Annotated in this window: 27 protein-coding genes and 1 tRNA gene; 19 read left to right on the top strand and 9 right to left on the bottom strand. The window is 64.7% G+C overall.

What is annotated here, in order from left to right:
• The first annotated feature begins 52 nt into the window (after nucleotides 1-52).
• Nucleotides 53-2,176, top strand: a complete 2,124-nt coding sequence (locus PW843_14970) for a sodium-translocating pyrophosphatase (GenBank protein MDE1147902.1) — start codon at nucleotides 53-55, stop codon at nucleotides 2,174-2,176.
• Between the two features lie 216 nt (nucleotides 2,177-2,392).
• On the opposite strand, the gene bamE is transcribed toward PW843_14970, so the two are convergent.
• Nucleotides 2,393-2,836, bottom strand: a complete 444-nt coding sequence (gene bamE, locus PW843_14965) for an outer membrane protein assembly factor BamE (protein MDE1147901.1) — start codon at nucleotides 2,834-2,836, stop codon at nucleotides 2,393-2,395.
• Nucleotides 2,837-3,147: 311 nt separating this feature from the next.
• Between bamE and PW843_14960 the strand changes: the two genes are divergently transcribed.
• The 7 genes from PW843_14960 to PW843_14930 all read left to right on the top strand — a co-directional run bounded on the left by PW843_14960 (nucleotide 3,148) and on the right by PW843_14930 (nucleotide 8,259).
• On the top strand, nucleotides 3,148-3,720 hold the full coding sequence (locus PW843_14960; protein MDE1147900.1) for a ubiquinol-cytochrome C chaperone family protein: 573 nt from the start codon (nucleotides 3,148-3,150) through the stop codon (nucleotides 3,718-3,720).
• A gap of 37 nt (nucleotides 3,721-3,757) precedes the next feature.
• Nucleotides 3,758-4,420 (top strand): DUF177 domain-containing protein, encoded by a 663-nt coding sequence (locus tag PW843_14955; GenBank protein MDE1147899.1) that lies wholly within the window; start codon nucleotides 3,758-3,760, stop codon nucleotides 4,418-4,420.
• 238 nt (nucleotides 4,421-4,658) lie between these two features.
• Nucleotides 4,659-4,850, top strand: coding sequence for a 50S ribosomal protein L32 (gene rpmF / locus PW843_14950; GenBank protein ID MDE1147898.1), 192 nt, complete (start codon nucleotides 4,659-4,661; stop codon nucleotides 4,848-4,850).
• Nucleotides 4,851-4,886: 36 nt separating this feature from the next.
• Entirely contained in the window at nucleotides 4,887-5,957 is a 1,071-nt protein-coding gene (gene plsX / locus PW843_14945; GenBank protein ID MDE1147897.1) for a phosphate acyltransferase PlsX, read from the top strand.
• A 26-nt stretch (nucleotides 5,958-5,983) separates the two neighbouring features.
• Nucleotides 5,984-6,958, top strand: a complete 975-nt coding sequence (locus tag PW843_14940; protein ID MDE1147896.1) for a ketoacyl-ACP synthase III — start codon at nucleotides 5,984-5,986, stop codon at nucleotides 6,956-6,958.
• A gap of 212 nt (nucleotides 6,959-7,170) precedes the next feature.
• Nucleotides 7,171-7,485: an integration host factor subunit alpha gene (locus PW843_14935; GenBank protein ID MDE1147895.1), complete on the top strand. Its 315-nt coding sequence runs from the start codon at nucleotides 7,171-7,173 to the stop codon at nucleotides 7,483-7,485.
• 123 nt (nucleotides 7,486-7,608) lie between these two features.
• Nucleotides 7,609-8,259 (top strand): MerR family transcriptional regulator, encoded by a 651-nt coding sequence (locus PW843_14930; protein MDE1147894.1) that lies wholly within the window; start codon nucleotides 7,609-7,611, stop codon nucleotides 8,257-8,259.
• Between the two features lie 70 nt (nucleotides 8,260-8,329).
• Here the strand turns inward: PW843_14930 and PW843_14925 are convergent, their stop codons facing one another.
• From PW843_14925 to PW843_14915, 3 genes are all read right to left on the bottom strand, one after another.
• A complete protein-coding gene (locus PW843_14925) occupies nucleotides 8,330-8,659 on the bottom strand; it encodes a hypothetical protein (protein ID MDE1147893.1) in 330 nt (109 codons plus the stop codon).
• Nucleotides 8,660-8,741: 82 nt separating this feature from the next.
• On the bottom strand, nucleotides 8,742-10,181 hold the full coding sequence (locus tag PW843_14920) for an RNA-directed DNA polymerase (protein MDE1147892.1): 1,440 nt from the start codon (nucleotides 10,179-10,181) through the stop codon (nucleotides 8,742-8,744).
• Nucleotides 10,182-10,184: 3 nt separating this feature from the next.
• On the bottom strand, nucleotides 10,185-11,285 hold the full coding sequence (locus tag PW843_14915) for a hypothetical protein (GenBank protein MDE1147891.1): 1,101 nt from the start codon (nucleotides 11,283-11,285) through the stop codon (nucleotides 10,185-10,187).
• Between the two features lie 389 nt (nucleotides 11,286-11,674).
• Here PW843_14915 and PW843_14910 point away from each other — a divergent pair.
• Nucleotides 11,675-11,751, top strand: a tRNA-Pro gene (locus PW843_14910).
• An 86-nt stretch (nucleotides 11,752-11,837) separates the two neighbouring features.
• Here the strand turns inward: PW843_14910 and PW843_14905 are convergent.
• Nucleotides 11,838-12,107, bottom strand: a complete 270-nt coding sequence (locus tag PW843_14905; GenBank protein MDE1147890.1) for a hypothetical protein — start codon at nucleotides 12,105-12,107, stop codon at nucleotides 11,838-11,840.
• A 151-nt stretch (nucleotides 12,108-12,258) separates the two neighbouring features.
• Between PW843_14905 and PW843_14900 the strand changes: the two genes are divergently transcribed.
• A complete protein-coding gene (locus PW843_14900; protein MDE1147889.1) occupies nucleotides 12,259-12,576 on the top strand; it encodes a divalent-cation tolerance protein CutA in 318 nt (105 codons plus the stop codon).
• Between the two features lie 21 nt (nucleotides 12,577-12,597).
• Here the strand turns inward: PW843_14900 and PW843_14895 are convergent, their stop codons facing one another.
• The gene (locus PW843_14895; GenBank protein MDE1147888.1) at nucleotides 12,598-13,044 is read right to left on the bottom strand and encodes a CoA-binding protein; all 447 of its coding nucleotides are present in this window, start codon (nucleotides 13,042-13,044) and stop codon (nucleotides 12,598-12,600) included.
• A 102-nt stretch (nucleotides 13,045-13,146) separates the two neighbouring features.
• On the opposite strand from PW843_14895, the gene PW843_14890 reads away from it, so the two are divergent.
• The 7 genes from PW843_14890 (at nucleotide 13,147) to PW843_14860 (ending at nucleotide 18,350) form a co-directional block, all read left to right on the top strand.
• Nucleotides 13,147-13,617 carry a PaaI family thioesterase gene (locus PW843_14890; protein ID MDE1147887.1) on the top strand — a complete coding sequence of 157 codons (471 nt, stop codon included), beginning with the start codon at nucleotides 13,147-13,149 and terminating at the stop codon, nucleotides 13,615-13,617.
• Nucleotides 13,618-13,892: 275 nt separating this feature from the next.
• Complete coding sequence (rplM, locus tag PW843_14885; protein MDE1147886.1) at nucleotides 13,893-14,354, top strand: 50S ribosomal protein L13; 462 nt, start codon at nucleotides 13,893-13,895, stop codon at nucleotides 14,352-14,354.
• A 3-nt stretch (nucleotides 14,355-14,357) separates the two neighbouring features.
• Entirely contained in the window at nucleotides 14,358-14,843 is a 486-nt protein-coding gene (gene rpsI / locus PW843_14880) for a 30S ribosomal protein S9 (protein ID MDE1147885.1), read from the top strand.
• Between the two features lie 210 nt (nucleotides 14,844-15,053).
• Nucleotides 15,054-15,674 carry a hypothetical protein gene (locus PW843_14875; protein MDE1147884.1) on the top strand — a complete coding sequence of 207 codons (621 nt, stop codon included), beginning with the start codon at nucleotides 15,054-15,056 and terminating at the stop codon, nucleotides 15,672-15,674.
• A gap of 143 nt (nucleotides 15,675-15,817) precedes the next feature.
• Nucleotides 15,818-16,585, top strand: a complete 768-nt coding sequence (locus PW843_14870; GenBank protein MDE1147883.1) for a cyclic nucleotide-binding domain-containing protein — start codon at nucleotides 15,818-15,820, stop codon at nucleotides 16,583-16,585.
• A gap of 93 nt (nucleotides 16,586-16,678) precedes the next feature.
• Nucleotides 16,679-17,140, top strand: coding sequence for an alternative ribosome rescue aminoacyl-tRNA hydrolase ArfB (arfB, locus tag PW843_14865; GenBank protein ID MDE1147882.1), 462 nt, complete (start codon nucleotides 16,679-16,681; stop codon nucleotides 17,138-17,140).
• Between the two features lie 10 nt (nucleotides 17,141-17,150).
• A complete protein-coding gene (locus PW843_14860) occupies nucleotides 17,151-18,350 on the top strand; it encodes an NAD(P)/FAD-dependent oxidoreductase (protein ID MDE1147881.1) in 1,200 nt (399 codons plus the stop codon).
• Nucleotides 18,351-18,521: 171 nt separating this feature from the next.
• Here the strand turns inward: PW843_14860 and PW843_14855 are convergent, their stop codons facing one another.
• The 3 genes from PW843_14855 to PW843_14845 form a co-directional block, all read right to left on the bottom strand.
• A complete protein-coding gene (locus tag PW843_14855; protein ID MDE1147880.1) occupies nucleotides 18,522-19,421 on the bottom strand; it encodes a sterol desaturase family protein in 900 nt (299 codons plus the stop codon).
• 195 nt (nucleotides 19,422-19,616) lie between these two features.
• Nucleotides 19,617-20,582, bottom strand: a complete 966-nt coding sequence (locus tag PW843_14850; GenBank protein MDE1147879.1) for an SAM-dependent methyltransferase — start codon at nucleotides 20,580-20,582, stop codon at nucleotides 19,617-19,619.
• 75 nt (nucleotides 20,583-20,657) lie between these two features.
• Nucleotides 20,658-21,302: a response regulator transcription factor gene (locus PW843_14845; protein ID MDE1147878.1), complete on the bottom strand. Its 645-nt coding sequence runs from the start codon at nucleotides 21,300-21,302 to the stop codon at nucleotides 20,658-20,660.
• A 526-nt stretch (nucleotides 21,303-21,828) separates the two neighbouring features.
• Between PW843_14845 and galU the strand changes: the two genes are divergently transcribed.
• Nucleotides 21,829-22,698: a UTP--glucose-1-phosphate uridylyltransferase GalU gene (gene galU / locus PW843_14840; GenBank protein ID MDE1147877.1), complete on the top strand. Its 870-nt coding sequence runs from the start codon at nucleotides 21,829-21,831 to the stop codon at nucleotides 22,696-22,698.
• Nucleotides 22,699-22,862: 164 nt separating this feature from the next.
• On the top strand, nucleotides 22,863-24,194 hold the full coding sequence (locus tag PW843_14835; GenBank protein MDE1147876.1) for a UDP-glucose/GDP-mannose dehydrogenase family protein: 1,332 nt from the start codon (nucleotides 22,863-22,865) through the stop codon (nucleotides 24,192-24,194).
• Nucleotides 24,195-24,211: the final 17 nt, after the last annotated feature.

Raw genomic sequence — 24,211 nt, 5'->3', positions numbered from 1 at the left:
AGAATCGGGGCGGCGGCGGCCCTGGGAAACCAGTGTGGGAAAAGGAAACGCCATGACAGGAGTGCTTCCCTTTGTCTGGGGGTGCGGCGCCTTGGCCGTACTCTATGGTCTTTTCACCGCGAGGGCCGTTCTGGCCGCCAGCCCGGGCAACGCCCGGATGCTGGAGATCGCCGCCGCCATCCAGGTGGGGGCGGGCGCTTATCTCAACCGCCAATACCGCACCATCGCCGTGGTCGGCGTGGTCATCGCCATCCTGCTGTACGTCACCCTGAAATGGTATGTGGCCCTGGGCTTCGTCGTGGGCGCCGTGCTGTCGGGGGCGGCCGGTTATATCGGCATGAACGTGTCGGTCAGGGCCAACGTGCGCACGGCGGAGGCCTCCCGCCACGGCCTGGCGGCGGGCCTGTCCATCGCCTTCCGCTCCGGCGCCGTCACCGGCATGCTGGTGGCCGGTTTGGCCTTGCTGAGCGTTTCCGGGTACTACGGCCTGCTTTCCCAACTGGACATCACGGGGCGGCCGCTGGTCGACGCCCTGGTCGCCTTGGGATTCGGCGCGTCGCTCATCTCCATCTTCGCCCGCCTGGGCGGCGGCATCTTCACCAAGGGGGCGGATGTGGGCGCGGACCTGGTGGGCAAGGTCGAGGCCGGCATCCCCGAGGATGATCCCCGTAATCCCGCGGTCATCGCCGACAATGTGGGCGACAATGTCGGCGACTGCGCCGGCATGGCCGCCGACCTGTTCGAGACCTACGCCGTCACCACCGTGGCCACCATGGTGCTGGCGTCCATGTTCTTCGCCGGCACGGATTTGCTGGCACCGATGATGCTGTACCCGCTGGCCATCGGCGGGGTTTGCATCATCACCAGCATCATCGGCACCTACTTCGTGCGGCTGGGACCCAGCGGCAACATCATGGGCGCCCTGTACAAGGGTCTGATTGCCACTGGCGTGCTGTCGCTGATCGGCATCTGGGGCGTCACCTACTGGGTGCTGCCCGACCATCTGCAGACCGCCTTCACCGTCGGCGGCAAGGCCTTCACCGGCCAGACGCTGTATTGCTGCGCCGTTGTCGGCCTGATCGTCACGGCGCTGATCGTCTGGATCACGGAGTATTACACCGGCACCGGCTATCGCCCGGTGCGGTCGGTGGCGCAAAGCTCCACCACCGGGCACGGCACCAACGTCATCCAGGGGCTGGCGATTTCCATGGAATCGACCGCACTGCCGGCCCTGGTCATCTGTGCCGCCATCCTGGTGACCCATCTGATGGCGGGGCTCATGGGTATCGCCATCGCCGTCACTAGCATGCTGGCCCTGGCCGGCATGATCGTGGCCCTGGACGCTTACGGGCCCGTCACCGACAACGGCGGCGGCATCGCGGAGATGGCGGATCTGCCTCGCGACGTGCGGGTGACCACCGACGCGCTGGACGCCGTGGGCAACACCACCAAGGCGGTGACCAAGGGTTATGCCATCGGTTCCGCCGGCCTGGGCGCCCTGGTGCTGTTCGCCGCCTATAACGAGGATCTGCATTATTTCATGAGCGATCCAGACAAGTACCCGTACTTCGCCGATTTGGGCGGCAAGCTGGACTTCGGCCTGGACAATCCCTTCGTCGTCGTCGGCCTGATCCTGGGCGGGCTGCTGCCCTTCCTGTTCGGCGCCATGGGCATGACGGCGGTGGGCCGGGCGGCCGGATCGGTGGTGGAGGAGGTGCGGCGCCAGTTCCGTGAGAATCCGGGCATCATGGCCGGCACGTCCAAGCCCGACTATGGCCGGGCGGTGGATCTGCTGACCCGCGCCGCCATCAAGGAAATGGTGATCCCCTCGCTATTGCCCGTCCTGGCGCCGGTGGTGCTGTACTTCATCATCAACGCCATCGCCGGCAAGGGAGCGGCCTTCTCCGCCGTGGGCGCCATGCTGCTGGGTGTCATCGTCACCGGCCTGTTCGTCGCCATCTCCATGACCTCGGGCGGCGGCGCCTGGGACAACGCCAAGAAGTACATCGAGGAAGGCCACCATGGCGGCAAGGGATCGGACGCCCACAAGGCGGCGGTCACCGGCGACACGGTGGGCGACCCCTACAAGGACACGGCCGGTCCCGCCGTGAACCCGATGATCAAGATCACCAACATCGTGGCCTTGCTGCTGCTGGCCATGCTGGCGCACGCGTGATCTGAACGCGGCTCCTGGCGTCCCGACGCACTCGGCATCGGGACGCCGCTGGTCGGCGACTGCCGGCCCCGGAGTTTTCCGGGGAACGGCAGTGGACTGGAAAATGAGGAAAGCCAAAGCCGCGGATGCGGCTGCCGGCGCCTGAGGAAAGAGAAAAACAAAAGGCCCCGGGGGAAACCACCGGGGCCTTCGTCGAATATCCGTTTGGGCGGGGGCTCAGCTGCCGCCACCGCCACCGCCGCCTCCGCCACCCTTCTTCTTCTTGTCGTCCTTCTTCTTCTCGCGGTTCAGGTTGCCCATGAGCTGCTCGAGGAAGGTGACGTCATGGCCGGCGGTCGGGGTCTCCCGATCTTCGGGCGTGACGTCCTGCTGCTGGTCCAGGTCCAGGTCGCCGACGGTGCTGACCACGCCCTGGTCGTTGAAGCTGACCTGCAGCACGCGCTGCTGCACCGTCTGCGGATCGAAGAAGGCTTCGTTCTCCGTGATGCTGCCGATGTAGTACCAGATATTGGCGTCGACTGTGCCGGTGGAGCTGGGCGAACCCAGGGCCTTCTGCACGTCTTCCTTGGTGCTGGTGCCGGCGTGGATATCGGCCAGGCGCCGATCTTCCACCAGGTTGCCGCGGTTGTTGATCTGCGGCGTGCAGGCGCTCAGGCCCATCCCAACAAGACCAACCGCGAGGAGGCAGGCGGGCGACGGCAACTTAAGGGTCTTGTTCGGCATGGTCTAAGACGTTAATCCCAAGAACGTTGATCGCGGGTTGGCTTCGTTTCACGGTTCAGCGGTCCGGCACCCGTCGCGCTGGACCCAATAAACCGTAAAAGGCCGCCGTCCGGCCCGGGGTCATCAGGTTTTCCCATCCAGCGTGGCGTTCCTTGCCCCGCTTGACCGGTGGACAACCGCCCCCCATCTGGCCGGTGACAATCGCACCAGCCGTTCCGTCCTGTCAACGAAAGCCGGGTTCCCCAGCCGTGATCGCCTTGCTTCAGCGCCTGTTCCGCCGCCCCAGCCAGCAGGCGGCGGTGTTGCGCCTTTACGCCGGCATCGTCGACCAATCCCGCCAGCCCGCGTTCTACGCGGCGGCGGCGGGAGAGGGGCGCGGTGTTCCCGATACGGTCGAGGGCCGGTTCGAGGTGATCGCCCTGCACGCCTGGCTGGTCATGCGCCGGCTGGCGGGCGAAGGCCGGGCCCTGGCCGACCTCAACCAGGCCTTGTTCGATCACATGTTTACCGACCTGGATTTCAGCCTGCGCGAACTGGGCGCCAGCGAAATGGTCGTGGGCAAGAAGGTCAAGGATCTGGGCAAGCACTTCTACGGCCGGGCCGACGCCTACGAATCGGGCTTGAAGGCTGCTGCTGCCGGGGATGAGCAGGCGCTACGGGAGGCGTTGGACCGCAACCTCTTCGGCTCCACCCTGCCCGACGGGCCGGAAGTCACCGCGACGGCCGTTTATGTCCGTGCCGCCGCCATGCGCCTGGCGGCCCAGCCGCTGCCGTCCCTGCTGGCTGACGGGCCGTCCTTTCCCGTTTCGCCAAGCCTGTGACCCTTTTCATTCGTTTTTGAGTGTTGGAGTACGCGTCATGACCGACATGACCCCTGAATTTTCCCGTTCCGTCATCGCCGACAAGGTCTCATCCCGTGAAACCGTGGAGAAGATCACCGCCACCCCGGTGGAGCGCGCGGCGCTGGCCCGGCGCTTGGATTTGGTGTCGCTGGACAGCCTGACGGCCCTGGTGCGTCTGCGGCGTATCCGCGGCGGCCAGATGGTGCGCGTCACCGGCGAGTTGGACGCCCAGGTGGTGCAGAGCTGCGTGGTGACGCTGGAACCGATGGCGGCATCCGTGCGGGACACGTTCCAGGCCCTGTACGCGCCGGCCCACCTGGTGCCCAAGGATGAGGAAGAGCTGGAGAACCTGGGCCTGGATGATGAGGCCGACCCGCCCGAGCCCATCGAAAGCGGCCGCATCGACATCGGTGAATTGGTGACCCAGCACCTGTCCCTGGCGCTGGATCCCTATCCGCGCAAGGCCGACTCCGACCGCTTCATCCATGTGGAGGATTGGGACGGGGAAGGGGAGTTTCCCGACGCCCCCAATGAGCCGCCGCCGGACACGGCGGGCGGCGATGCCCCGGCGGATGCGCCGGAGTCGGATGATACCGTTGCTTCGAATCCCACCCTCTCCGCGCCCGAGGGCAAGCCGAATCCCTTCGCCGCCCTTGCGAAGCTGCGTCCCAAGACATAATTTGGTCTTTGGCGCTTGCCCTTGCGGGGGATTTCAAGTATTGAAGGCGCCCTGTTTGATCCGGTCCAGGATTGGGCCGGGTTCCTTGTCGTTTGGCCTCATATCGTTTTCCGCAAGCCGGTCCCCAAAAAATTGGGGGTGGGAAAAGGGAAGCGATTTGGATAAAGCATGGGGCCTGACGATGATTAGCAAGACGGCACGTGAGTGGTCGTCTTAATCGAGTAGAGAGTAGACGATCATGGCCGTTCCTAAGAAAAAGACCTCCAAGTCTCGCCGCGACATGCGCCGTTCGCACCACGCGATCTCCGCCGGTGCGCACCATGAGTGCGGCAACTGCGGCGAGCTGACCCGCCCGCATCACGTCTGTGGCTCCTGCGGCCACTACGACGGCCGCGAGGTCGTCGTCGATACCGCTGCTGCCGCCGCCTGATCCGGTTCGCCCGGTGCTTGAGGAGGTCGCTGTCCGGTGAGCACGCGCGTGCGAATCGCCCTGGATGCCATGGGCGGGGATCATGCCCCGGACATGGTGGTGGACGGCGCCGACATTGCGCGTGAACGCTGCCCCAATGTCGATTTCCTGTTTGTCGGTGACGAGCAGCGCATTCGTGCGCTTCTCGATACTCGGCCCGCACTGAAGGCGATTTCCCAGGTTCGTCATACAGCCGACGTTGTGGCCATGGACGCGAAGCCGTCCGTGGCCCTTCGTGCTGGGCGCGGTTCCAGCATGCGCCTGGCCATCGATGCCGTGGCGTCGGGGGAGGCGGCCAGCGTCGTCTCCGCCGGCAACACCGGCGCGCTGATGGCCATGGCCAAGTTCGTGCTGAAGACCCTGCCGGGCATCGACCGGCCGGCCATCGCATCCATGCTGCCCACCATGCGCGGCGATTGCGTGATGCTGGATCTGGGCGCCAACCTGGAATGCGACGCCGACAACCTGGTGCAGTTCGCCGTCCTGGGCACGGTCTTCGCCCAGACCGTTTTGGGCCTGCTGGAGCCCAGCATCGGCCTGCTGAACGTCGGTTCGGAAGAGCAGAAGGGCCATGAGGCCATCCGCGACGCCGCCGCCGCCCTGCGCGCCACCCCGTTGGCCCGCAACTTCCACGGATTCGTGGAAGGCACCGACATCGCCGCCGGCACCGTCGACGTGGTGGTGACGGACGGCTTCACCGGCAACATCGCCCTGAAGACCATCGAGGGCACTGGCAAGATGTTCGGCGAATATCTGCGCGGCACCTTCCAGTCGTCGCTGCTGGCCAAGCTGGGCTACCTGCTGGCCCGCGGCGCCCTTAACAAGCTGCGCCGGCGCACGGATCCGCGCCGCTACAACGGCGGCATGTTCCTGGGCCTGCAGGGCGTCTGCGTAAAAAGCCACGGCGGCACCGACGGCCTGGGCTTCGCCAACGCCATCTGCGTGGCCGTGGATCTGGTCCAGCACGGCTTCAACGAAAAAATCCGCAAGGAACTCGCCTTGCTGCAGGAAAGCCTGCAGGCGGCCGCACCCGTCCCGGGCACCGATCCCCAGGCCGTCGCCCAGTGACGGCACACCCTATGGCTGGTTGAACTATGGTTATGCGCTCCGTGATCGTGGGCTGCGGCTCTTACCTGCCGGCCCGCGTGGTGACGAACGACGACCTGGCCAAGATGGTCGATACTTCGGACGAGTGGATCACCCAACGCACCGGCATCCGCAGCCGCCACATCGCCGCAGAGGGGGAGAAGACCTCCGACCTGGCGCTGAAGGCGGCGCAGGCTGCCCTGGCCCATGGCGACGTTTCCGTGGATGAACTGGACCTGATCGTCCTGGCCACCGCCACCCCGGACCAGACCTTTCCCGCCACCGCCGCCAAGGTGCAGGCGGCATTGGGCATGACCCGCGGGGCCGCCTTCGATGTGCAGGCCGTCTGCTCCGGCTTCGTCTATGCCCTGGCCGTGGCCGACAATTTCATCAAGGCCGGCCAGGCGCGCACCGTGCTGGTCATCGGGGCGGAGACCTTCTCCCGCATCCTGGACTGGACCGACCGCGGCACCTGCGTGCTGTTCGGCGACGGCGCCGGCGCCGTCGTGCTGCGCGCCCAGGAAGGGCAGGGCGCCGCCGATGATCGCGGCATCCTGTCCACCCATCTCCATTCCGACGGCCGCCACCACGACCTGCTGTACGTCGACGGCGGCCCGTCCTCCACCCAGACCGTGGGCCATCTGCGCATGGCGGGGCAGGAGGTGTTCAAGCACGCCGTGGTCAACCTCGCCGAAGTGGTGGGGGAGGCGCTGGAGGCCAACGGCCTGGCGCCCAGCGACCTGGATTGGCTGGTACCCCACCAGGCCAACCGCCGCATCATCGAAAACACCGCACGCAAGCTGAAGATGGATACCTCGCAGGTGGTGCTGACCGTGGACCACCATGGCAACACCTCGGCCGCCTCCATCCCGCTGGCCTTGTGCGAGGCTGTGCACGACGGCCGTATCAAGCGGGGCGAACTGGTGTTGCTGGAGGCCATGGGCGGCGGCTTTACCTGGGGCGCGGCACTGGTCCGCTTCTAAAAAAGCACCTGTTCCAAGGACTGGACCGCCGATACGCGGATCTTTTTGCGGTGCACAATTCTTGGGTGCCCCGCAATACAGAAATTCCCCGGACGGACGGTCTAGCCTGAACTGGTAAATAATAGGCAAACCTTTGGAATTGACGGCTTTCCCGCCGGGCATTACCGTTCCGCCAGTTGGCAAGCGGCCACTGGTTTAAGGGAGGGCCACCCATGGGAGATCACACCGTCACGCGCGCTCAGTTGAGCGAGGCCGTCTATTCCGAAGTCGGGCTTTCGCGTAACGAATCCGCCGACCTGGTGGAAAGCGTGCTGGATGAGATCGCCTCCGCGTTGGGGCGTGGGGAGATGGTGAAGATCTCCTCTTTCGGCAGTTTCTCCGTCCGCTCCAAGGGGGAGCGTATCGGCCGCAACCCCAAGACGGGGGAAGAGGTGCCGATCCTGCCGCGCCGTGTCCTGGTGTTCCGCGCCAGCCACGTGCTCAAGAACCGCATCAACGAAGTCCTGACCGAAATCGACGGCCACTGAACCATGCCCGGCACGTCCGTTCCCCAGTCATTGGATATGCAGGAGCCTGACGGCACGCCGGAGGCATCGCCTTCGGATGACGCCGAAGGACTCGCTGCTGGGGAGGGCGATGCCGGGGATGTGGTGGCCGCGGGTGATGGTGGCGAGGCCGCCGCCACGGCGGATCGCGCGCGGCCCTCGGCCAAGTCGCCAACCGCCTTCCGCACCATCAGCGAGGTGTCGGCGGAATTGGACGTGCCACAGCACGTCCTGCGTTTCTGGGAAACCAAGTTCCCCACCATCCGCCCGCTGAAGCGGGGTGGCGGCCGCCGTTATTACCGCCCGGATGATGTGGAGCTTCTGCGCCGCATCCAGGTGCTGCTGTACAAGGAAGGTTACACCATCAAGGGGGTGCAGCGCCTGCTGCGCCCCGGTTCTGCCGGCCGCGCCGGAGCATCGTCCACCGACCATGCCCTCACCGACCACTCCGCAACAGCGGAGCCGGAGGCGGCGGAAGACAACTGGGTCGAGTCTGCGGCCCCCGCACCCGAACCGGCGCCCGTCCGCGGGGAAGAGAAGCGCCGGATCATCGGCCTGTTCGACCACGATCCCGAGGCCGATCCAGAATGGGCGCGGACACCACCGCCCGAGCCGGAGCCGTCCATGGCCCCGACCGCCGAAGCGGCCCCCCACCGCCGCGCGGACAGGGGCCTGTCCCCGTCCAAGCGGGAGGCGCTGGGCCAGGTGCTGGGCGACCTGGAAGAGATTCGCGACCTGCTGCGCCGGGTGCTTTGATCCGCTTGCCCTGAATAGCGTCGGGGGCCAAACCTTGCCAAGTCTCGGTGGTGCGATGCGTCCGCTGGCGTCATCGGCCCATTGCCAGTTTATAACGCTTCCACGGCACGGCGTCGTGTTGTGCGAGGATGACGCGGGCGATGTGTTCGTCGCCTGCCGATGACGATAAGGACGTGACCAGCGGAACCGTCCCTTTCGGCACGAAACCCACTTGTTCGCCGGTGGTGGCGATGACTGCATAGCTGCGGGCACCGTTGAAGGTGCCGGGCACGATCCTGACCCGGTCCCCTTCCAACAGCCGGATCGGCGCTTTTTGATAGCGTACGCCCGCCACGAAAAAGGACAGTGGAGGGCCCTGTTCGCCACTGCTGACAGATGTCGGTCGCGGCAGCAAAAGCATGGAACTGAGCGCGGTCAGCGCCGTTAGGACGGCGCGCCGACGAGGGTGGCGTTGGTCCGAAGCGTTCGGCGGGGAATGAGTATTAGAGCGCATGCCAGAGGCGTCCCCCTTCCTCATACTGGGCCCCGTGCATCCGTTCAATCAACCGCAGGGTCCCAGCGTCGTTTCCGGTTTTGATAGGCCTAGCGGCCCATGCCCTGATGACATCGGGCGCCGTTGTGGAACTGCTCAACGAATCCATGATGGTGGTGAGGCGGCCCCTGGCGGCGGTGGCTCCGTCATTTGCTTCCTCCGCCGGCGGAAAGTAGCGGCCTTTCACCGGGAACAGGTTCTTGCAGAGATGAAGTACCCAGATCAGGCGCCATGTATCGCCGTTGGCGGAATACGTTTCCAACAGGTTGGCGGCCAAGTTCAGGGCTTCAGGGCTTGCGAGAATCAGGTCGTCAAATTCCTCATCGGGCAGTTCATCCATGACGTTGCCCCGTTCCCTGACGTAATCCCCGTTGTTTCGCAGTCGGCGGATGGATGCGGTCAGCAGCCGCCCATAACCTTGGTGCAGCAGTTGATCCGGTCTTTCCAGGCACGCCATCACGAGCTTGAACAGGGCCTCGGCTTTTGTCGGGCTGGCTGGCTGGGCGTTATCGTCGCTGCCGCTGTTATAGTCGGCTGATTGCAGTGCCTGGGAGTATTGCTGGCTCGCCATCGCCTCCAGGAATTCCTCGTCGGTTCCCAACCGCAGTTTATCATCATTGATGGTGAAGCCCACTTTGCGTAATTCGGGTCTGAGCACGGCCAAAAGGCGGTCGAGGCGATCAGTCGAATCGGCGAAAATCTTGTAGTCGTCCGCGAACCGGATGAAATGGAAACCTTGGTCCCTGACGATGCCATCCACCCTGCTGAAATAGGCGTTTCCAAGAAAAAAGACGGAATCGTTGATAAAGGGCAGGCCCCGATTCTTGGAATAGGACCGCAGCGTATTGGAAATGATCGTCGCTGCCGGATGATTGTTCGCCTTTTCCTTAAGGAATCGTGAAAAGTCGTCTAGATCAATAGAGGCGTATGCGGAACGGATGTCCAGTTGGAGTATGCATTGCTTCTGCTGGCAGGTGGCCTCTATCTCCGCCTTGAATGATTTCCAGGCGTCGATCTGATCTTCTATGAAGGCCAGGCTGTTTGGCAGCTTGTTCAGGCGGCTGCTGAACGTGTTCTGGTCGATGCATCGCTGTTCGATGGTCGGGGCGATGGCGGCTACACAGGCATGCAGAACGATCTGGTCGTTGATGGTGGGCACTATCCAGATATTGCCGCCGCCCGTCCGCTTGGGGGCCGAAATCTCAAAAGCGGCATCGGGGGGGTGGCCGGCATGGTATCGGGTGAGCAGCGTCCGGATAACCTGTTCCCGGCCATTATAATCGATCATCAAGGGACTGACCCAGTCGGGTACCGCGTTGCTGTACGACACGTGGTCGATCACCTGTCTTATCGCCAGGGAGAGGGGGAAATCCGCAATGTCCAGAGCCATGTTTCACGTCCTGCGGCGCAGAATTTTTTCGGGATCAAGTCTGGAAAATTCTGGAAACAGCAAGGATAGCGTCCCTAGCCCGAGAAGTAGCGCGAGTGTTTTGAACCAACCTCCCTGGCCATCAGTCAGTTTCTCGAAAAGATCCATGAAGCTATATGCCGCTCCACAGAATATTACCGATAATAGGGATGTATTCTTCAGACTTAGTTGGAAGCGAAGGGTGCACATGAAAAGGCACGGGATGAGGAACGCCGCCAATAGGCGTAAGCTACGATGGTGAAGGGGGACGCCCGCTATTTCACTGGCGGAAGCGCTCTTCCATTTAGAGTTTATCGAAGTAACTAATTCTTCGATTTTAATTGAAGGCCATGATTTGTATATTGATATGTAAATATTATCGATATTATCTGGTGTTGTGATATTATTAAATAGAATCTCGAAATATCTATATGGTTTTGTATCATTTTTATTGTTGGCGTTCTTCCATTTCAAGGTTAGGCTGGGAACAATGACATTGGTGATGGAGTTCTCGTTGGCGATCAGAAATGCTTTCCTCAAGCCTGATGCCAGAGCTGTTTCCGTATCTGTCGCGGGCAGGGTGACAATGATGACTGAATCCAGGGGAAGTTGATGGCGTTGGCCGGCGGGGATGTGCACCGGAACGTGATAGGCCTGCCCAGGCGCTTCCCCATATAGATGTTCCAGCCGTTGAATAATGTTTACGCGGTCTCTTGGCGACACCGCATCCAGGCGGGCCAAGATTCCCCTGGCCAGCACCCCGGGCAAATAGGGGGACACGGGCTCATCCTCCGAGCTTTGCTGGAACACGGAGACAAGAAGGGCGTTCTTCCCGGCGCTACTGACATTCGCGAGAAAATCGGGGGCGGCCAGGTCGTCGACGGAAACAAGAAGGCGGTGGCCGCGGAAATTGCCCAGCGGCATTGGACCATGCCGCAGGACTTCCGTGATGTTCGCTTGCTCATTGTCGATATAGGTATCGATGAGGATGGGGGAAAAAACGAAGTCGGCGGCAAGAAAGGCCACGGGAAATAAGCAGGCCACAACAGGCCGCCAGCGCGCCAAACTTGGAAATACGAACCGCACCGAGCCGCTCCTCGGGATATTCTCGCCTATTATACATCCAAAAGATGAATATTCCATCATCTGTGATCATCTTCCGGTCGGATAGCCCTTGTTGCCCTTCCGCCAGGTTCATGGGGCCGCCTTGCCCCGCCGGCGCTGTCCGGCGCGTACCTTGGGCGGAAGGCCTGTTGCCCGCTGTGGATGATATTGGGGCGCCCCAAAGAGCCTTTTGGTGGAGGGCATGCATGCGCCGCGCTGCGAGCCATCGCGTTAGATGATTGATAAATAAAGATATTTAAAGAAAGGTCACTTTTTTTACGCCAAGCCCTCCATCAGCGTTGCATCCTATGAACCTCGTGGATATAGTCCGCGCCCGAACAGCAGCCCAGCGCTGCGGTTCATCGAGAGGTCGGAGCGTAGCGCAGCCTGGTAGCGCATCAGACTGGGGGTCTGAGGGTCGCAGGTTCGAATCCTGTCGCTCCGACCATTCTCTCGAACATGAAGACGGCGCCGCTCGCGTATCTGTGAGCAGGCGCCGTTTCCATTTCCGGCCCATGTTGGATAGCGGAACGATCAGCCCTTGGGTTTGCCGCCGCAGGCGAGGCGGCCGCTGTCGGTCAGGCGACAGACCAGCCAGTCCGGTTTCAACGGGTTGGCGAACCAGGGTTCCGCCCAGCCGGCCGCCAGACAGCTGCGCACCGTGGCGTCCCCCACCTTGCGCCCATCCGTTCCAAACAAGGGCAGCTTGCCACCCGCCTGGTCCAGGCCGCGCCGCAGCCAACGCCTTTGGGTGGAGGTCGGGACGAGGGGGGCAGGGCTCGCGGGTGGTGCACCGGCGGCCATGCCATCGGATGTGTCGTTGTGCGCCATACCGCTTCCCGCCGCTGGCAGCCTCCGCTTCTTGGCCCATTGCGCGATGGCGCCGGCCACGCCGACATTCTACGCTGTTCGGGCGGGCCGTCAGGCCCTTTCTGAATAAACGGTGAGGTGAGTTATGGCGGCGTTCCTGGTCTACATGACGGCCGCGTCGGCCGAGGAGGCGGAGACCATAGGCCGGACCTTGGTGGAGGAACGTCTGGCCGCCTGCGTCAACATCCTGGGCGCCACGCAGTCCATCTATCGCTGGAAGGATGGCGTGGAACAGGCGTCGGAGGTGGCCTTCCTGGCCAAGACCCGCGCCGACCGGTTCGAAGCCCTGACCGCCCGGGTCAAGGCCCTGCACAGCTATGACACGCCCTGCATCGTGGCGCTGCCGGTAGTGTCAGGCAACCCCAGTTTCCTGGAATGGATCGCCGCTTCCGCGGCCCCTTGAATGCCGGCCGCGCGGCCGATGTCAGTCGCGCGCCGGCAGGCCATCGGGGAACAGGCGGGGCAGGTCGATCTTTGGGCAGCGGTCCATAATCACCGTGGCGCCCAAAGCCCGCGCCTCAGCCGCCGATTCCTCATGGCTGACGCCCAGGGGCATCCAGATGTACGGGATGCCGCGTTCCGCCGCCTCCACCACGAAGGGACCGATGGCGGGGGCGGCGCGGAAGATCTCCACCATGTCCACGCCGGCGGGAAGGTCGGCCAGGCTGGCCACCACCGTCTCGCCCAGGATTTTTGTGCCGACGTGGGCCGGGTGCACGGGCACGATCCTGTAGCCGTAGGCCTGCATATAGGCCGGCACATAATGCGAGGGCTTGGACGGGTCGGGCGAGATGCCGACGATGGCCACGGTCTTGGTCCGCAGGAAGGCCTGGCGCAAGACGTCGTCGCTGTCCAAGGGGCTGTTGGTCATCGCTTCACTCCGTTGAGGGCACGGGGCAGGGCGCCTTTGGCGCCGGTGGGCCGAGGGGCGTATACCGGAACACTATAAATGGGAAACAGGGAGGAAAATTGAATGGCGGCGGATTTGGAAGAGGGCGCGGACGACCAACTGGCGGCGATGGGCAAGGCGCCGGTGTTCAGCCCCCAGGATTTCGACGCGCTGCTGAAACAGGGGCTGCCCCAGGCCCATCGCGCCGGCATCCGCACGCGGGAGATGGCTCACGGCAGCATCACCCTGACCATGCCGGTGTCGGATGACCTGCTGCGGCCTGGCGGCACGGTGTCCGGCCCCGCCATGTTCGCGTTGGCCGACGTGGCGCTTTACGGCGCGGTGCTGAGTGCTGCCGGCCACATCCTGCTGGCCGTCACCAGCAACATGAACATCACCTTCCTGCGCAAGCCGCCGCCCAAGCCCCTGGTGGCCCACGCCCGCATCATCCGCCTGGGCCGGCGCCTGGCCTATGGCGAGGTCACCATCCATTCCGAGGGGGAGGAGGACCCGGTGGCGCACGCGACGGGCACCTATGCGATTCCGCAAGGCTGAGGGCCCACCGGTGGGGACGGCGGCCCAAACCCATGGATTCATTGGGGAAACGAAACCGGGCGCCGGGCCGGTTCGCCAGAAACATCAATGAATTCAACGGCATTACCATTATGGTATTATGATACCTCTCTGGTAAGCATTTGATGGACAGCGTCTTTTTCCCGTTGACACCCAGCCATCCCCGACATAAAAACCGCCCACTTCGGTGCCGGTCCCAGGAGCGGTGCCCCTGGGGCCCATTTCTGGCCCGGACCTCATTTTGAGTGAGTGCGCGGATGAAAACCTTGTCTCTCAAGCCGTCTGAGATCGAGAAGAAGTGGCTTCTCATCGATGCCGACGGCCTCGTGTTGGGCCGTCTGGCCAGCATCATTTCCATGCGCCTGCGCGGCAAGCACAAGCCCACCTACACCCCCCACATGGATTGCGGTGACAACATCATCGTCATCAATGCGGAGAAGGTGAAGCTGACGGGCAACAAGCGCAGCGACGAAATCTTCTACTGGCACACCGGGTATGCTGGCGGCATCAAGCAGCGCAGCCTGGGCCAGATCCTCGACGGCAAGTACCCGGAGCGGGTCATCGAGAAGGCCGTGGAGCGTATGATCACCCGCGGTCCGCTGGGCCGTCGTCAGATGAGCAACCTGCGCGTCTACAAGGGTTCGACCCACCCCCACGAAGCTCAGAACCCCGAGGTGCTGGATGTCGGCGCCCTGAATCCGAAGAACAAGGGGGCCTAATCCATGGCACAGACCATCAACAGCCTGGCCGACCTGAAGCAGGGTGCCGCCGCCGTCGTCACGACCGAGGCCGCCGAGCCGGCCCAGCCGAAGATCGACGCCCAGGGCCGCGCCTACGCCACCGGCAAGCGCAAGAACGCGGTCGCCCGCGTCTGGATTAAGCCGGGCAGCGGCAAGGTCACGGTCAACGCCCGTGACATCGGTGTCTACTTCGCCCGTCCCGTGCTGCGCATGATGATCAACCAGCCGTTCCAGATCGTGGGCCGGGTGGAGCAGTACGACGTCGTCTGCACCGTTTCCGGTGGCGGCCTGTCCGGCCAGGCCGGCGCGCTGCGTCACGGCATCTCCAAGGCCCTGACCTACTTCGAGCCGAGCCTGCGCCCGTCGCTGAAGGTCGCCGGCCTGCTGACCCGCGATCCGCGCGTGGTCGAGCGTAAGAAGTACGGTAAGGCCAAGGCCCGTCGTAGCTTCCAGTTCTCCAAGCGCTGATCTTCAGCCGTTTGGCAAAGTCCGGAAAAGGCGTCTTCCTTCGGGAAGGCGCCTTTTCCTTTTTGGGTGATCGCATTTTTGTGCGAGAAAATCCGCCTATATAACCGATCAAAAAAAGCCACCAAGTGGACCTTGCGGCCGCCCGTGCCACGGGCGCACCGTTCCCCCTGCGGGGTAGGTCCCCTCATGCGACTGCCAGGACGTCAACGGATGCCTGATCACCAACCGGCCGGCCGGATCCGGCGTGCCTTCCGCTGGCGGCCCAGCGCCGGGACGCGGGCATGGACGCGCCGTCTGCTGATGCCATTGGCCGTGGTCGCGGCCCTGGCCTATGTGCTGGTCGATTTCTGCTTCCTGCCCCTGGTGCGGCCGTTGTCCACCCGTATGGGGCGGTGGTCGCCGTTCCAGGCGCTGGGGCGGCTGATCGATCGGCTGGGGCCGAAGACCACCCTGGTGCTGTTCCTGGTGCCGCTGCTGGTGCTGGAACCGGTGAAGCCGCTGGGCGCCTTCCTGATCGCCCAGGGCAAGACGCGGCTGGGCATCAGCCTGATCGTGGGCGCGGAGGTGCTGAAGCTGCTGACGGTGGAACGCCTGTTCCAGCGCAGCCGGCACAAGCTGCTGACCATCCGCTGGTTCGCGCGGCTGCACGGTTGGATCGTCGGCTGGCTGGACCGGTTGAAGGCCTTGCCGGCCTGGCGCCTGGTGGTAGGGATCGTGCGCGGCGTGCGGTCCATCGCGGCCCCCATCCTGGCGGCGGCCTGGCGCCGCGCCCTGAGGTCCCTGGCCCTGTGGCGGGAACGGCGGCGTTATCAGCGCCGGGAGGCCGAGTAGGGCTGGGGTCTTCTTGGAATGATTCGAAAACGGTGCGTATCCAAAAGGCCTAGGGCAAAGGGGCGACTGTAGGGCCAGTACACTACGGCATAAGGTTCGGCACCATCGGCGGCGGTCTCCGCCGGTAGAGATAGGGTTGGGGAATGACTGTCGATCAGATCAAGGGCGCGCCCCTCTTGCGTGCCGCCGCCGGCATGGTTGCGGCCCTGGGCACGGTGGCGGCCTTCGCCGCACTGCCGCCGGACCTGCTGGCCGCCCTGGCCGCGCTGTGCCGGATGGAAACGCTGGGTGCGGGTGACCTGGTGGTACGCCAGGGTGCCGCAATGACCGACCTGCATGTGCTGTTGTCCGGTACGGCTGTCCTGATGGCCGGCAATGCTGAAATCGCCCAGCGACACGGGCCGGAAGCGACCTTCCTGATGCCGGAGGCGCTGACCGGCGCCCCGGCCCCTGTCAGTGTGCGCGCGGTGGGGGAGGCGAAGGTCCTGGCCCTGCCGCTGTCGGCCCTGCGGTCGCGGCTGGGGGCCGGTGCTGAACTGGCCCTGGCCCTGCTGGCCGGGCAGGCGGCGCGGGAACGCCAGTTGACGGACACGGTGGTGCGGTTGCAGGCCCTGTCGCTGACCCCGCGCCTGGCGGCTTACCTGCTGGTGGAACATGCGGCGCGCAAGGCGGGCGGCCGGCTGGACCTGGACATGGGGCGGGCCGCCATCGACCTGGGCACGACCCCGGCGGATCTGGCCTGGTCGTTCGGCGACCTGAAGCGCCATGGCGTGACGCTGGAGGGCACGGTGGCGGTGCTGCGGGATTTTGATGCCCTGCGCGCGCTCGCCACGCCCGGCCCCGTCCGTCGCCAGCAGGCGGAGGAATGGCCCGTCCTGATGTGGGATGTGGACGAGGCGCCGGTCACCTGAACGCGCCGGCCACCCATCCAACCCCGTCATTCGACAAGCGGTGCCGGGGCCATTAGGATCGCCGGACATCCCTATCCCGGCTTTTCCATTCCCATGATTCCACCGTCCCCACCGCCACCGCCGTTCCAGGGCCCCACCGTGCAGGTGGCGCCAGGGATCCGGCTGGCTGAGTCGGAGTTGCAGGAAAACTTCCTGCGCGCCGGCGGTCCCGGCGGCCAGAACGTGAACAAGGTCGAGACGGCGGTGCAGTTGCGGTTCGACGCAGCGGCGTCGCCCAACCTGCCGCAATGGGTGAAGGATAAGCTGAAGACCCTGGCCGGCCGTCGCTGGACCGGTGCCGGCGTCATCGTCATCACCGCCCAAAGCCATCGCACGCAGGAGCGCAATCGCGAGGACGCGCGCGAGCGGCTGTTCGAACTGATTCGCGCCGCCACCGTGCGCCAGGCGGTGCGCCGGGCCACGCGCCCCACCTTGGGCTCGCAAAAACGGCGGCTGGAGGCCAAATCCACCCGCAGCACGGTCAAGCGCCTGCGCGGCAACGTCGATCCGGATTGATTTTAGGCCTATGACCTCCCCCGCTTCCCCCGACGTCATCGTCATCGGCGCCGGCGCCGCCGGCCTGTTCACCGCCATTGCCGCCGGCAAGCGCGGCCGCCGGGTGGTCGTGGTCGACCACGCGCCGACGGCCGGCGCCAAGATCCTGATCTCCGGCGGTGGGCGCTGCAACTTCACCAACGTGGATGCGCAGCCGTCGCGCTACCTCTCCAACAATCCGCACTTCAGCATCTCCGCATTGCGCCGGTATGGCCCGCGCGACTTCCTGGCCCTGGTGGAACGCCACGGCATCGCCTGGCACGAGAAGAAGCTGGGGCAGCTGTTCTGCGACAACTCCGCCCGCGATATCCTGGCGATGCTGTTGAACGAGGCGGCGGATTCGGGCGTGGAGCTGCGGCTGGACTGCGCCGTGCGTGGGGTGAGCGCCGCGGATGGCGGATTCGTCGTGGATACGGCGCGGGGCCAGATGACGGCGCCCCGGCTGGTAGTGGCCACCGGTGGCCTGTCCATCCCCAAGATGGGCGCCACCGATTTCGCCTATCGCCTGGCCCGCCAGTTCGGCCTGGCCATGGTGGCGCCCCGGCCCGGTCTGGTGCCCTTCACCTTCACGCCGCAGGATCTGGCACGGACGCAAGGGCTATCCGGCGTGGCGCTGGACGCGGTGGTGAGGGCGGGGAAAGCGGCCTTTCGTGAGGCGCTGCTGATCACCCATCGCGGCCTGTCCGGCCCGTCCATCCTGCAGGCGTCCAGCTATTGGCAACCCGGCCAGCCCATCACCGTGGACCTGACGCCGGACCTGGATCTGGCCGAGCACCTGAAGGCCGCCAAGCGCGCCCGTCCCAACGCCGAACTGAAGACCATCCTGGGCGACGTGCTGCCTCGCCGCTTCGCCGAGCGTTTATGTGGTGAGGGCGGGGCCGGGGAGGTGGAGAGCCGCCCCTTGCGCGACCTGTCGGACAAGGCCTTGGCGGCCGTGGCCGAGACGCTGCGCCGCTGGACCGTCACGCCCGCCGGCACCGAGGGCTACCGCACGGCGGAGGTGACGGTGGGCGGCATCGATACCGATGAGCTGTCGTCCAAGACGCTGGAGGCCAAGCGCGTGCCCGGCCTGCACTTCGTGGGCGAGGCGGTGGACGTCACCGGCTGGCTGGGGGGCTATAATTTCCAGTGGGCGTGGTCATCCGGCTGGGTGGCCGGCCAGGCCGTCTGACTCTTATACGCGCGGCATTTGAACGTGACCGTTCAAATGCCGCCCCTCAAGCGCCGGGCACGACCGTCCGGTCGCTTGGCTTCCTCAGTTTCCAGTCCACTACGTTCCCCGGAAACTTCCGGCGGACGCCGTCGCGTCCTACAGCGGCACGAGTCACTCGTGCCGCTGGTATCAGTCAGCGCCGACCTCGGCGCCGACTTCCAGCACTGGCGTTTCCAGCAGGGGCGCCGTCGTCCGCGCAGGCCGGCGGAACGGATAGGCCAACTGCCCCAGGAAGGTCGGCGGCACCTTGTCCGCCGTGCCGATGTTGACAGGCGGGCGCTGATTCGCCGGCAGGTAACGCGTGCGGAAGATCACATCCCACAGCAGCAGGTTCTCACCGTAGTTGGTGTTGCCCTCAACGGGATCGCGGCTGTGGTGCCAGCGGTGCAGGTCCGGCGTGTTGAACAGCCAGTTCAGGCCGCGGGAATCCATGTCCACGTTGCAGTGGGTCAGGAAGCCGATATAGGTGGTGATCGCCAGCACCCAGACGATGACCTCCTTGGGCGCGCCCAGCAGCGTGGCGATGACCAGGGGGAACAGCGCACTCAACAGGCTATCGACGAAATGGAAGCGGCCGGTGTTGACCACCCACAGGCGGGTGACGCTGTGATGGACGGCGTGAAAGCGCCACAGGTAGGGGATCTCGTGCCCCAGGCGATGGGCCCAATACAGGCCGAATTCGCCCACGATCAAACCAAGGACGACCTGCGCCGCCATGGGCCAATGGCCGGGCCAGATGCCGCTGGCGGCGGCAGGGGCCACCGCGTTGGCGCCCAGCATGGCGCCCATGGTCGCCAGCAACTGGCCGATGCCCTTGTTCAGGATGGTGTGGCTGATGTCCTGGCGCATCTGGCCATCGCTCTTGGCCCATTCGGCCTCATACGGCATCAGCCGTTCCAGCAGCAGCAGGGCGCCGGCCATGCCGAAGTAGGTGATGTTGTAGCCGAGGATGGGGTGTCCCAGCGAATCACCGTAGGCATAACCCGCGATGCACAGGGCCAGCAGGCCAGGCCACGCGGCAAAAGACATCAACCGGCGCATTCATCACCCATCGCAAGGCGCCCCGCACAGGGCAGGGCGCGTAACCGCAGCGGGACCTGGTGAAACCGGCCTCTGGCATGACCCAGAATGATGACCGATCCCCCATACGACCAGGGCCGCCCCGTATCCCCTTTTGCGCTTATCAAGGGGTGGGCGCAAGGGGCTGCATCACAGTAAAAACCGCTATTTTCCTGACGTTTCGGGCGCCAAATAGATCCAGGTCAACTCGTGCTTGTTGTGCGACAGGTGCAACAGGCGGGAACCCGGGATGGCGGCGAAAGCCTGCGCGCTGGCATGGTCGGTCTCGGCCTGGAATTTCAGCGTGCAGATGAAATTGCGGGCGTGGCCGCCGTCCTTCCACTGCCGCACCAGGCGCAGCAGACGCTCCGGATAGCAGATGACATCGCTGCACAGCCAGTCCACCGGCCCAACCTCGGCCGGGTCCAGGCCGAAGGCGCTTTCGCGCCGCACGGTGACGCCGGGCAGGGCGGCGATGCGCGGATCCAGCGGTGCCTTGTCCACCGCCGTCACCTTGGCCCCCAGTGATTGCAGCACCCAGGTCCAGCCGCCGGGGCAGGCGCCCAGGTCCAGGCAACGCTCACCCGCCGTGGGCATGCGGCCCGCCAGGGTCAACGCCTCCCACAGTTTCAGGTAGGCGCGGTTGGGCGGCGTCGCCTTGTCCTCCACGAACGCGACCTCGCCGTTGGCGAAGGCGCTGGTGCAGGTGGGTGATGCCAGGATGGTGTGTTCGTCCAGCAGGGTCCAGGCGCCCAGGGGGGCGATGGGCGCCGGTGCCGGGAACACCAGCGGCTTGGCCGAGACGTGGGGCAACTGGTCCTGGATCAGGCGGGCGCGGCGATGATGCCCATGGTCATAAAGCGCCCAGTTGCGCTGGATGGCGCGCAACGCGCGGGCGCCGCCCTTGATGGATTCGATGGGGATGCGCTGCGGGGCCGCCCAGGTGTTGATCGACCAGGCGGCGGCCTTTGGCGGCGCGTCGGTGATCACCAGGCGGCCGTGGACCACGGCCTGGGGATCGGCCAGTTCCTCCAGCAAGGGCTCGAGGAAGCCGTCGGCGGCCAGATAGGCGGCGCCAACGGGCTCAGCCGCGGCGTCGTCAAAAGACTGCGCCCCGGGAGCAAGGCTCACCGGGGCGTCGGTTCCATCCGGATGACCGGTCATGTCGGTACTTCTGGAAACGTTCAGGAAAGCTGGAACCAGGGTTTAGGGCAGGAGGTCGGCGGATGCAATGACGGCTTGGGTACGGTTGCGCACACCCAGCGAGCGCATGACGGCGGTCACGTGGATTTTCACGGTGCCTTCCGACAGGCCCAGCTCATAGGCGATCTGCTTGTTGGACTTACCCTCGCGCAGGCAGCGCAGCACGTCACGCTGACGCTGGGTTAGGGACGGCTGGTTGCCGCCGCCACCACCCGAGGAGGCACCGCCGCCGCTGGACGTTGCCGTACCCTCGCCATGGATGGCGGCGGGGGGGACGTAGATGCCGCCGGAGAACACCAGGTTCAGCGCGCTCAGCATGATCTTCACGCTGGACGATTTCGGGATGTAGCCCGAGGCGCCCGCGTCCAGGGCCGCCCGCACGTCGGACTGGCTTTCGGACGCCGAGACGATCACCACCGGGGTGCCCGCCTGGATCTCGCAAATTTCCTGGATGCCGGCGAAGCCGGGCCAATTGGGCATTTGCAGGTCCAGCAGGATGAGGTCGAATTCCTGCTCACCCTGGGCATATTCCATGGCCTCGGTGAAAGTGCCGGCCTCGGCGAAGGTGGCATCGGCGCTGAGTTGGGTCAGCAGCCGGCAGAGGCCTTCGCGAAACAGCAGGTGGTCGTCACCGATCAGGATGTTCATGTCCGACTCTCGTTCAGAGGAAGTAGGGGACCAATTGTGTCAGCGTACCCAAACGAATTTCACCCGCTCCAGCCGAAGGGCGCCTTGGGCGCCTATTGCCCGCCCCGCAGGGCAGAAACCGTGGCGGAAGGATGAACAGACCCTGGTCGGGAATATTGTAAGGCCAACTGCTGGCTTAACTACTACAAATTCCCCCGGGGCCTGTCACGTGGATTTGACTTGGCCCCGACAAATTAAGCAACGGATTTGGGCGGCATTGAGGCGAAAGTTATCGTTAGGACAGGCGTTTCATCCAACCAACGGGCGCCGCCCCCAACCATGGATATAGATACGGATATAGGCCACGATCCTCACGGGCGCCGTTTTTCTTGCCACGAAAGCGTCAGAAAGTCTCGTCAGCTTGGTTGCATGGCCTGACGCCGATATGGCAGGAAGGTTTGTAGCCCGGAACGTCTGTCAGAATCGGGACGTTCCCACATCCAATAAACCCCGGATACACCCGGGGCCTGAACTCCAGGGGTTGGTCATGGTCAAGCGCGTACGTAAGGCTGTTTTCCCGGTTGCCGGATTGGGCACGCGGTTCCTGCCCGCCACCAAGGCCATCCCAAAGGAAATGCTGCCCCTGAATGACAAGCCGCTGATCCAGCACGCGGTGGATGAGGCCAAGGCCGCCGGCATCGAGATGTTCTGTTTCGTCACCAGCCGGGGAAAGACCCCGCTGGAGGACCATTTTGACCTGAATTATGAGTTGAACCAAACCCTGAAGAATCGCGGGAAGATGGATGTCCTCAAGGTGGTGGAGGATATCCAGATCGACAGCGGCAAGATCGCCTATGTCCGGCAGTCCGAACCCCTGGGCCTGGGCCACGCCGTGTGGTGTGCCCGCGAATTCATCGGTGACGAGCCGTTCGCCATCCTGCTGCCGGACGAACAGGTGCTGGGCGACAAGCCCTGCCTGGCGCAGATGATGGATGCCTACAATCAGGTCGGCGGCAACCTGCTGTCGGTGTTTGAAGTGCCGCGTGAGCAGACCAACAAGTACGGCATCCTGGATATCGGCAGCGACGATGGCCGCCTGGCCGAGGTCAAGGGCCTGGTGGAAAAGCCCGACCCGGCCTCCGCCCCCTCCACCCTGTCCATCCAGGGCCGTTACATCCTGCAGCCGGAGATCTTCCAGCACCTGGAGCGGTTCGAGAAGGGCGCCGGCGGGGAGATCCAGCTGACCGACGCCATGGCCAAGCTGATCGGCAACCAGCCGTTCCACGGCTTCCGCTTTGAGGGGCAGCGTTTCGACTGCGGCGACAAGTTGGGCTTCGTGCTGGCCAACGTCGCCTACGCCCTGGCGCGCCCCGACATGGCCGACAAGGTCCGCGCCGCGTTGAAGGCGATGCTTTAAAAAGGTCACACACACCGTACGCGGTGTAGCCTTAAATAAAGGAAGGCGGGTCGGCGCGCCAATGCCGGCCCGCCTGCCATCCTGATGCCCCATGCCTGGACTCCGCACGGCCGGAGTTATACTAGGGGGCGGGAGATGGCTTGTCGTGACTATAGGGGATGGGTATGCGCATCGCGGTTATCGGAACGGGCTACGTCGGCTTGGTGTCGGGTGCCTGTTTTTCCGAATTCGGTGTGACCACGGTTTGTGTGGATAAGGACGCCGGTAAGATCGAGCGCCTGAATCGCGGCGAGATCCCCATTTTCGAGCCGGGCCTGGACGATCTGGTGGCCAAGAACGCCAAGGCCGGCCGCCTGTCCTTCACCACCGATCTCGCCTCGGCGGTGAAGGATGTGGACGCGGTCTTCATCGCCGTGGGCACGCCGTCGCGCCGGGGGGATGGCCACGCCGACCTGTCCTACGTCTATTCCGCGGTGGCCGAGGTGGCCCTGGCGCTGGATCCCAGCCGCTACACCGTCATCGTCACCAAGTCGACCGTGCCGGTGGGCACGGGGCGCGAGGTCGCGCGCATCGTCGGCGAAACCCGGCCCGGCTTGGACTTCGATGTCTGTTCCAACCCCGAATTCCTGCGCGAGGGTGCGGCCATCGGCGACTTCATGCGGCCCGACCGCGTGGTCATCGGCGCTGAATCGGATCGCGCGCGCGCGGTGATGAAGGCATTGTACCGGCCGCTGTACCTGATCGAGACGCCCATCGTCATGACCAGCCTGGAAACGTCCGAGCTGATCAAGTATGCCGCCAACACCTTCCTCGCCACCAAGATCACCTTTATCAACGAGGTGGCGGATCTGTGCGAGAAGGTCGGCGCCAATGTCCACGACGTGGCCAAGGGCATCGGCCTGGACGGCCGCATCGGCAAGAAGTTCCTGCACGCCGGCCCGGGCTACGGCGGTTCCTGCTTCCCCAAGGACACGCTTGCCCTGGTGCGCACCGCTGCCGACGCCGGTGCGCCGCTGCGGATCATAGAGACGGTGGTGGACGTCAACGACAAGCGCAAGAAGGCCATGGCCGCGCGCATCGTCGAGGCCGTCGGCGGCAGCGTGGACGGTAAGCGCATCGGCATCCTGGGCGTCACCTTCAAGCCCAACACCGACGACATGCGCGATGCGCCGTCATTGGACATCATCCCGGAATTGCAGCGCCTGGGCGCCATCGTCCAGGCCTACGATCCGGCCGGCATGCATGAGGCGGAACGCATGCTGCCGGGCGTGGCCTGGTGCGCCGACGCCTATGCCGCCATCCAGGGCGCCGATGTCCTGGCCATCCTGACGGAATGGAACGAGTTCCGCGCGCTGGATTTTGACCGGGTTCGCCGGTCCATGACGGCGCCGGTGCTGGTCGATCTTCGCAACATCTACAACCCCGACGACATGAACGCGGCGGGTTTCGTTTACCGGTCCATCGGCCGGCCCGACAACCGCGCGTCGCGTCAATAATCAGCAGCAAGGGAGCA

This window comes from Azospirillaceae bacterium (assembly GCA_028283825.1).
In the GTDB taxonomy this organism is placed as follows: domain Bacteria; phylum Pseudomonadota; class Alphaproteobacteria; order Azospirillales; family Azospirillaceae; genus Nitrospirillum.
The sequence above is the reverse complement of the archived record's forward strand: the minus strand, read 5'-3'. Positions and strand labels throughout refer to the sequence as shown.

Coding starts and splice junctions, on each gene's coding strand:
- PW843_14855 (MDE1147880.1), bottom strand. CDS start 19,421: ATGTCTTTTGCCGCGTGGCCTGGCCTGCTGGCCCTGTGCATCGCGGGT.
- PW843_14860 (MDE1147881.1), top strand. CDS start 17,151: ATGACCTCCCCCGCTTCCCCCGACGTCATCGTCATCGGCGCCGGCGCC.
- rpmF (MDE1147898.1), top strand. CDS start 4,659: ATGGCCGTTCCTAAGAAAAAGACCTCCAAGTCTCGCCGCGACATGCGC.
- arfB (MDE1147882.1), top strand. CDS start 16,679: ATGATTCCACCGTCCCCACCGCCACCGCCGTTCCAGGGCCCCACCGTG.
- PW843_14900 (MDE1147889.1), top strand. CDS start 12,259: ATGGCGGCGTTCCTGGTCTACATGACGGCCGCGTCGGCCGAGGAGGCG.
- PW843_14895 (MDE1147888.1), bottom strand. CDS start 13,044: ATGACCAACAGCCCCTTGGACAGCGACGACGTCTTGCGCCAGGCCTTC.
- PW843_14925 (MDE1147893.1), bottom strand. CDS start 8,659: ATGCTTTTGCTGCCGCGACCGACATCTGTCAGCAGTGGCGAACAGGGC.
- PW843_14955 (MDE1147899.1), top strand. CDS start 3,758: ATGACCGACATGACCCCTGAATTTTCCCGTTCCGTCATCGCCGACAAG.
- PW843_14835 (MDE1147876.1), top strand. CDS start 22,863: ATGCGCATCGCGGTTATCGGAACGGGCTACGTCGGCTTGGTGTCGGGT.
- PW843_14940 (MDE1147896.1), top strand. CDS start 5,984: ATGGTTATGCGCTCCGTGATCGTGGGCTGCGGCTCTTACCTGCCGGCC.
- PW843_14935 (MDE1147895.1), top strand. CDS start 7,171: ATGGGAGATCACACCGTCACGCGCGCTCAGTTGAGCGAGGCCGTCTAT.
- PW843_14875 (MDE1147884.1), top strand. CDS start 15,054: ATGCCTGATCACCAACCGGCCGGCCGGATCCGGCGTGCCTTCCGCTGG.
- galU (MDE1147877.1), top strand. CDS start 21,829: ATGGTCAAGCGCGTACGTAAGGCTGTTTTCCCGGTTGCCGGATTGGGC.
- PW843_14870 (MDE1147883.1), top strand. CDS start 15,818: ATGACTGTCGATCAGATCAAGGGCGCGCCCCTCTTGCGTGCCGCCGCC.
- PW843_14920 (MDE1147892.1), bottom strand. CDS start 10,181: ATGGCTCTGGACATTGCGGATTTCCCCCTCTCCCTGGCGATAAGACAG.
- bamE (MDE1147901.1), bottom strand. CDS start 2,836: ATGGGCCTGAGCGCCTGCACGCCGCAGATCAACAACCGCGGCAACCTG.
- PW843_14970 (MDE1147902.1), top strand. CDS start 53: ATGACAGGAGTGCTTCCCTTTGTCTGGGGGTGCGGCGCCTTGGCCGTA.
- PW843_14905 (MDE1147890.1), bottom strand. CDS start 12,107: ATGGCCGCCGGTGCACCACCCGCGAGCCCTGCCCCCCTCGTCCCGACC.
- PW843_14845 (MDE1147878.1), bottom strand. CDS start 21,302: ATGAACATCCTGATCGGTGACGACCACCTGCTGTTTCGCGAAGGCCTC.
- rpsI (MDE1147885.1), top strand. CDS start 14,358: ATGGCACAGACCATCAACAGCCTGGCCGACCTGAAGCAGGGTGCCGCC.
- rplM (MDE1147886.1), top strand. CDS start 13,893: ATGAAAACCTTGTCTCTCAAGCCGTCTGAGATCGAGAAGAAGTGGCTT.
- PW843_14890 (MDE1147887.1), top strand. CDS start 13,147: ATGGCGGCGGATTTGGAAGAGGGCGCGGACGACCAACTGGCGGCGATG.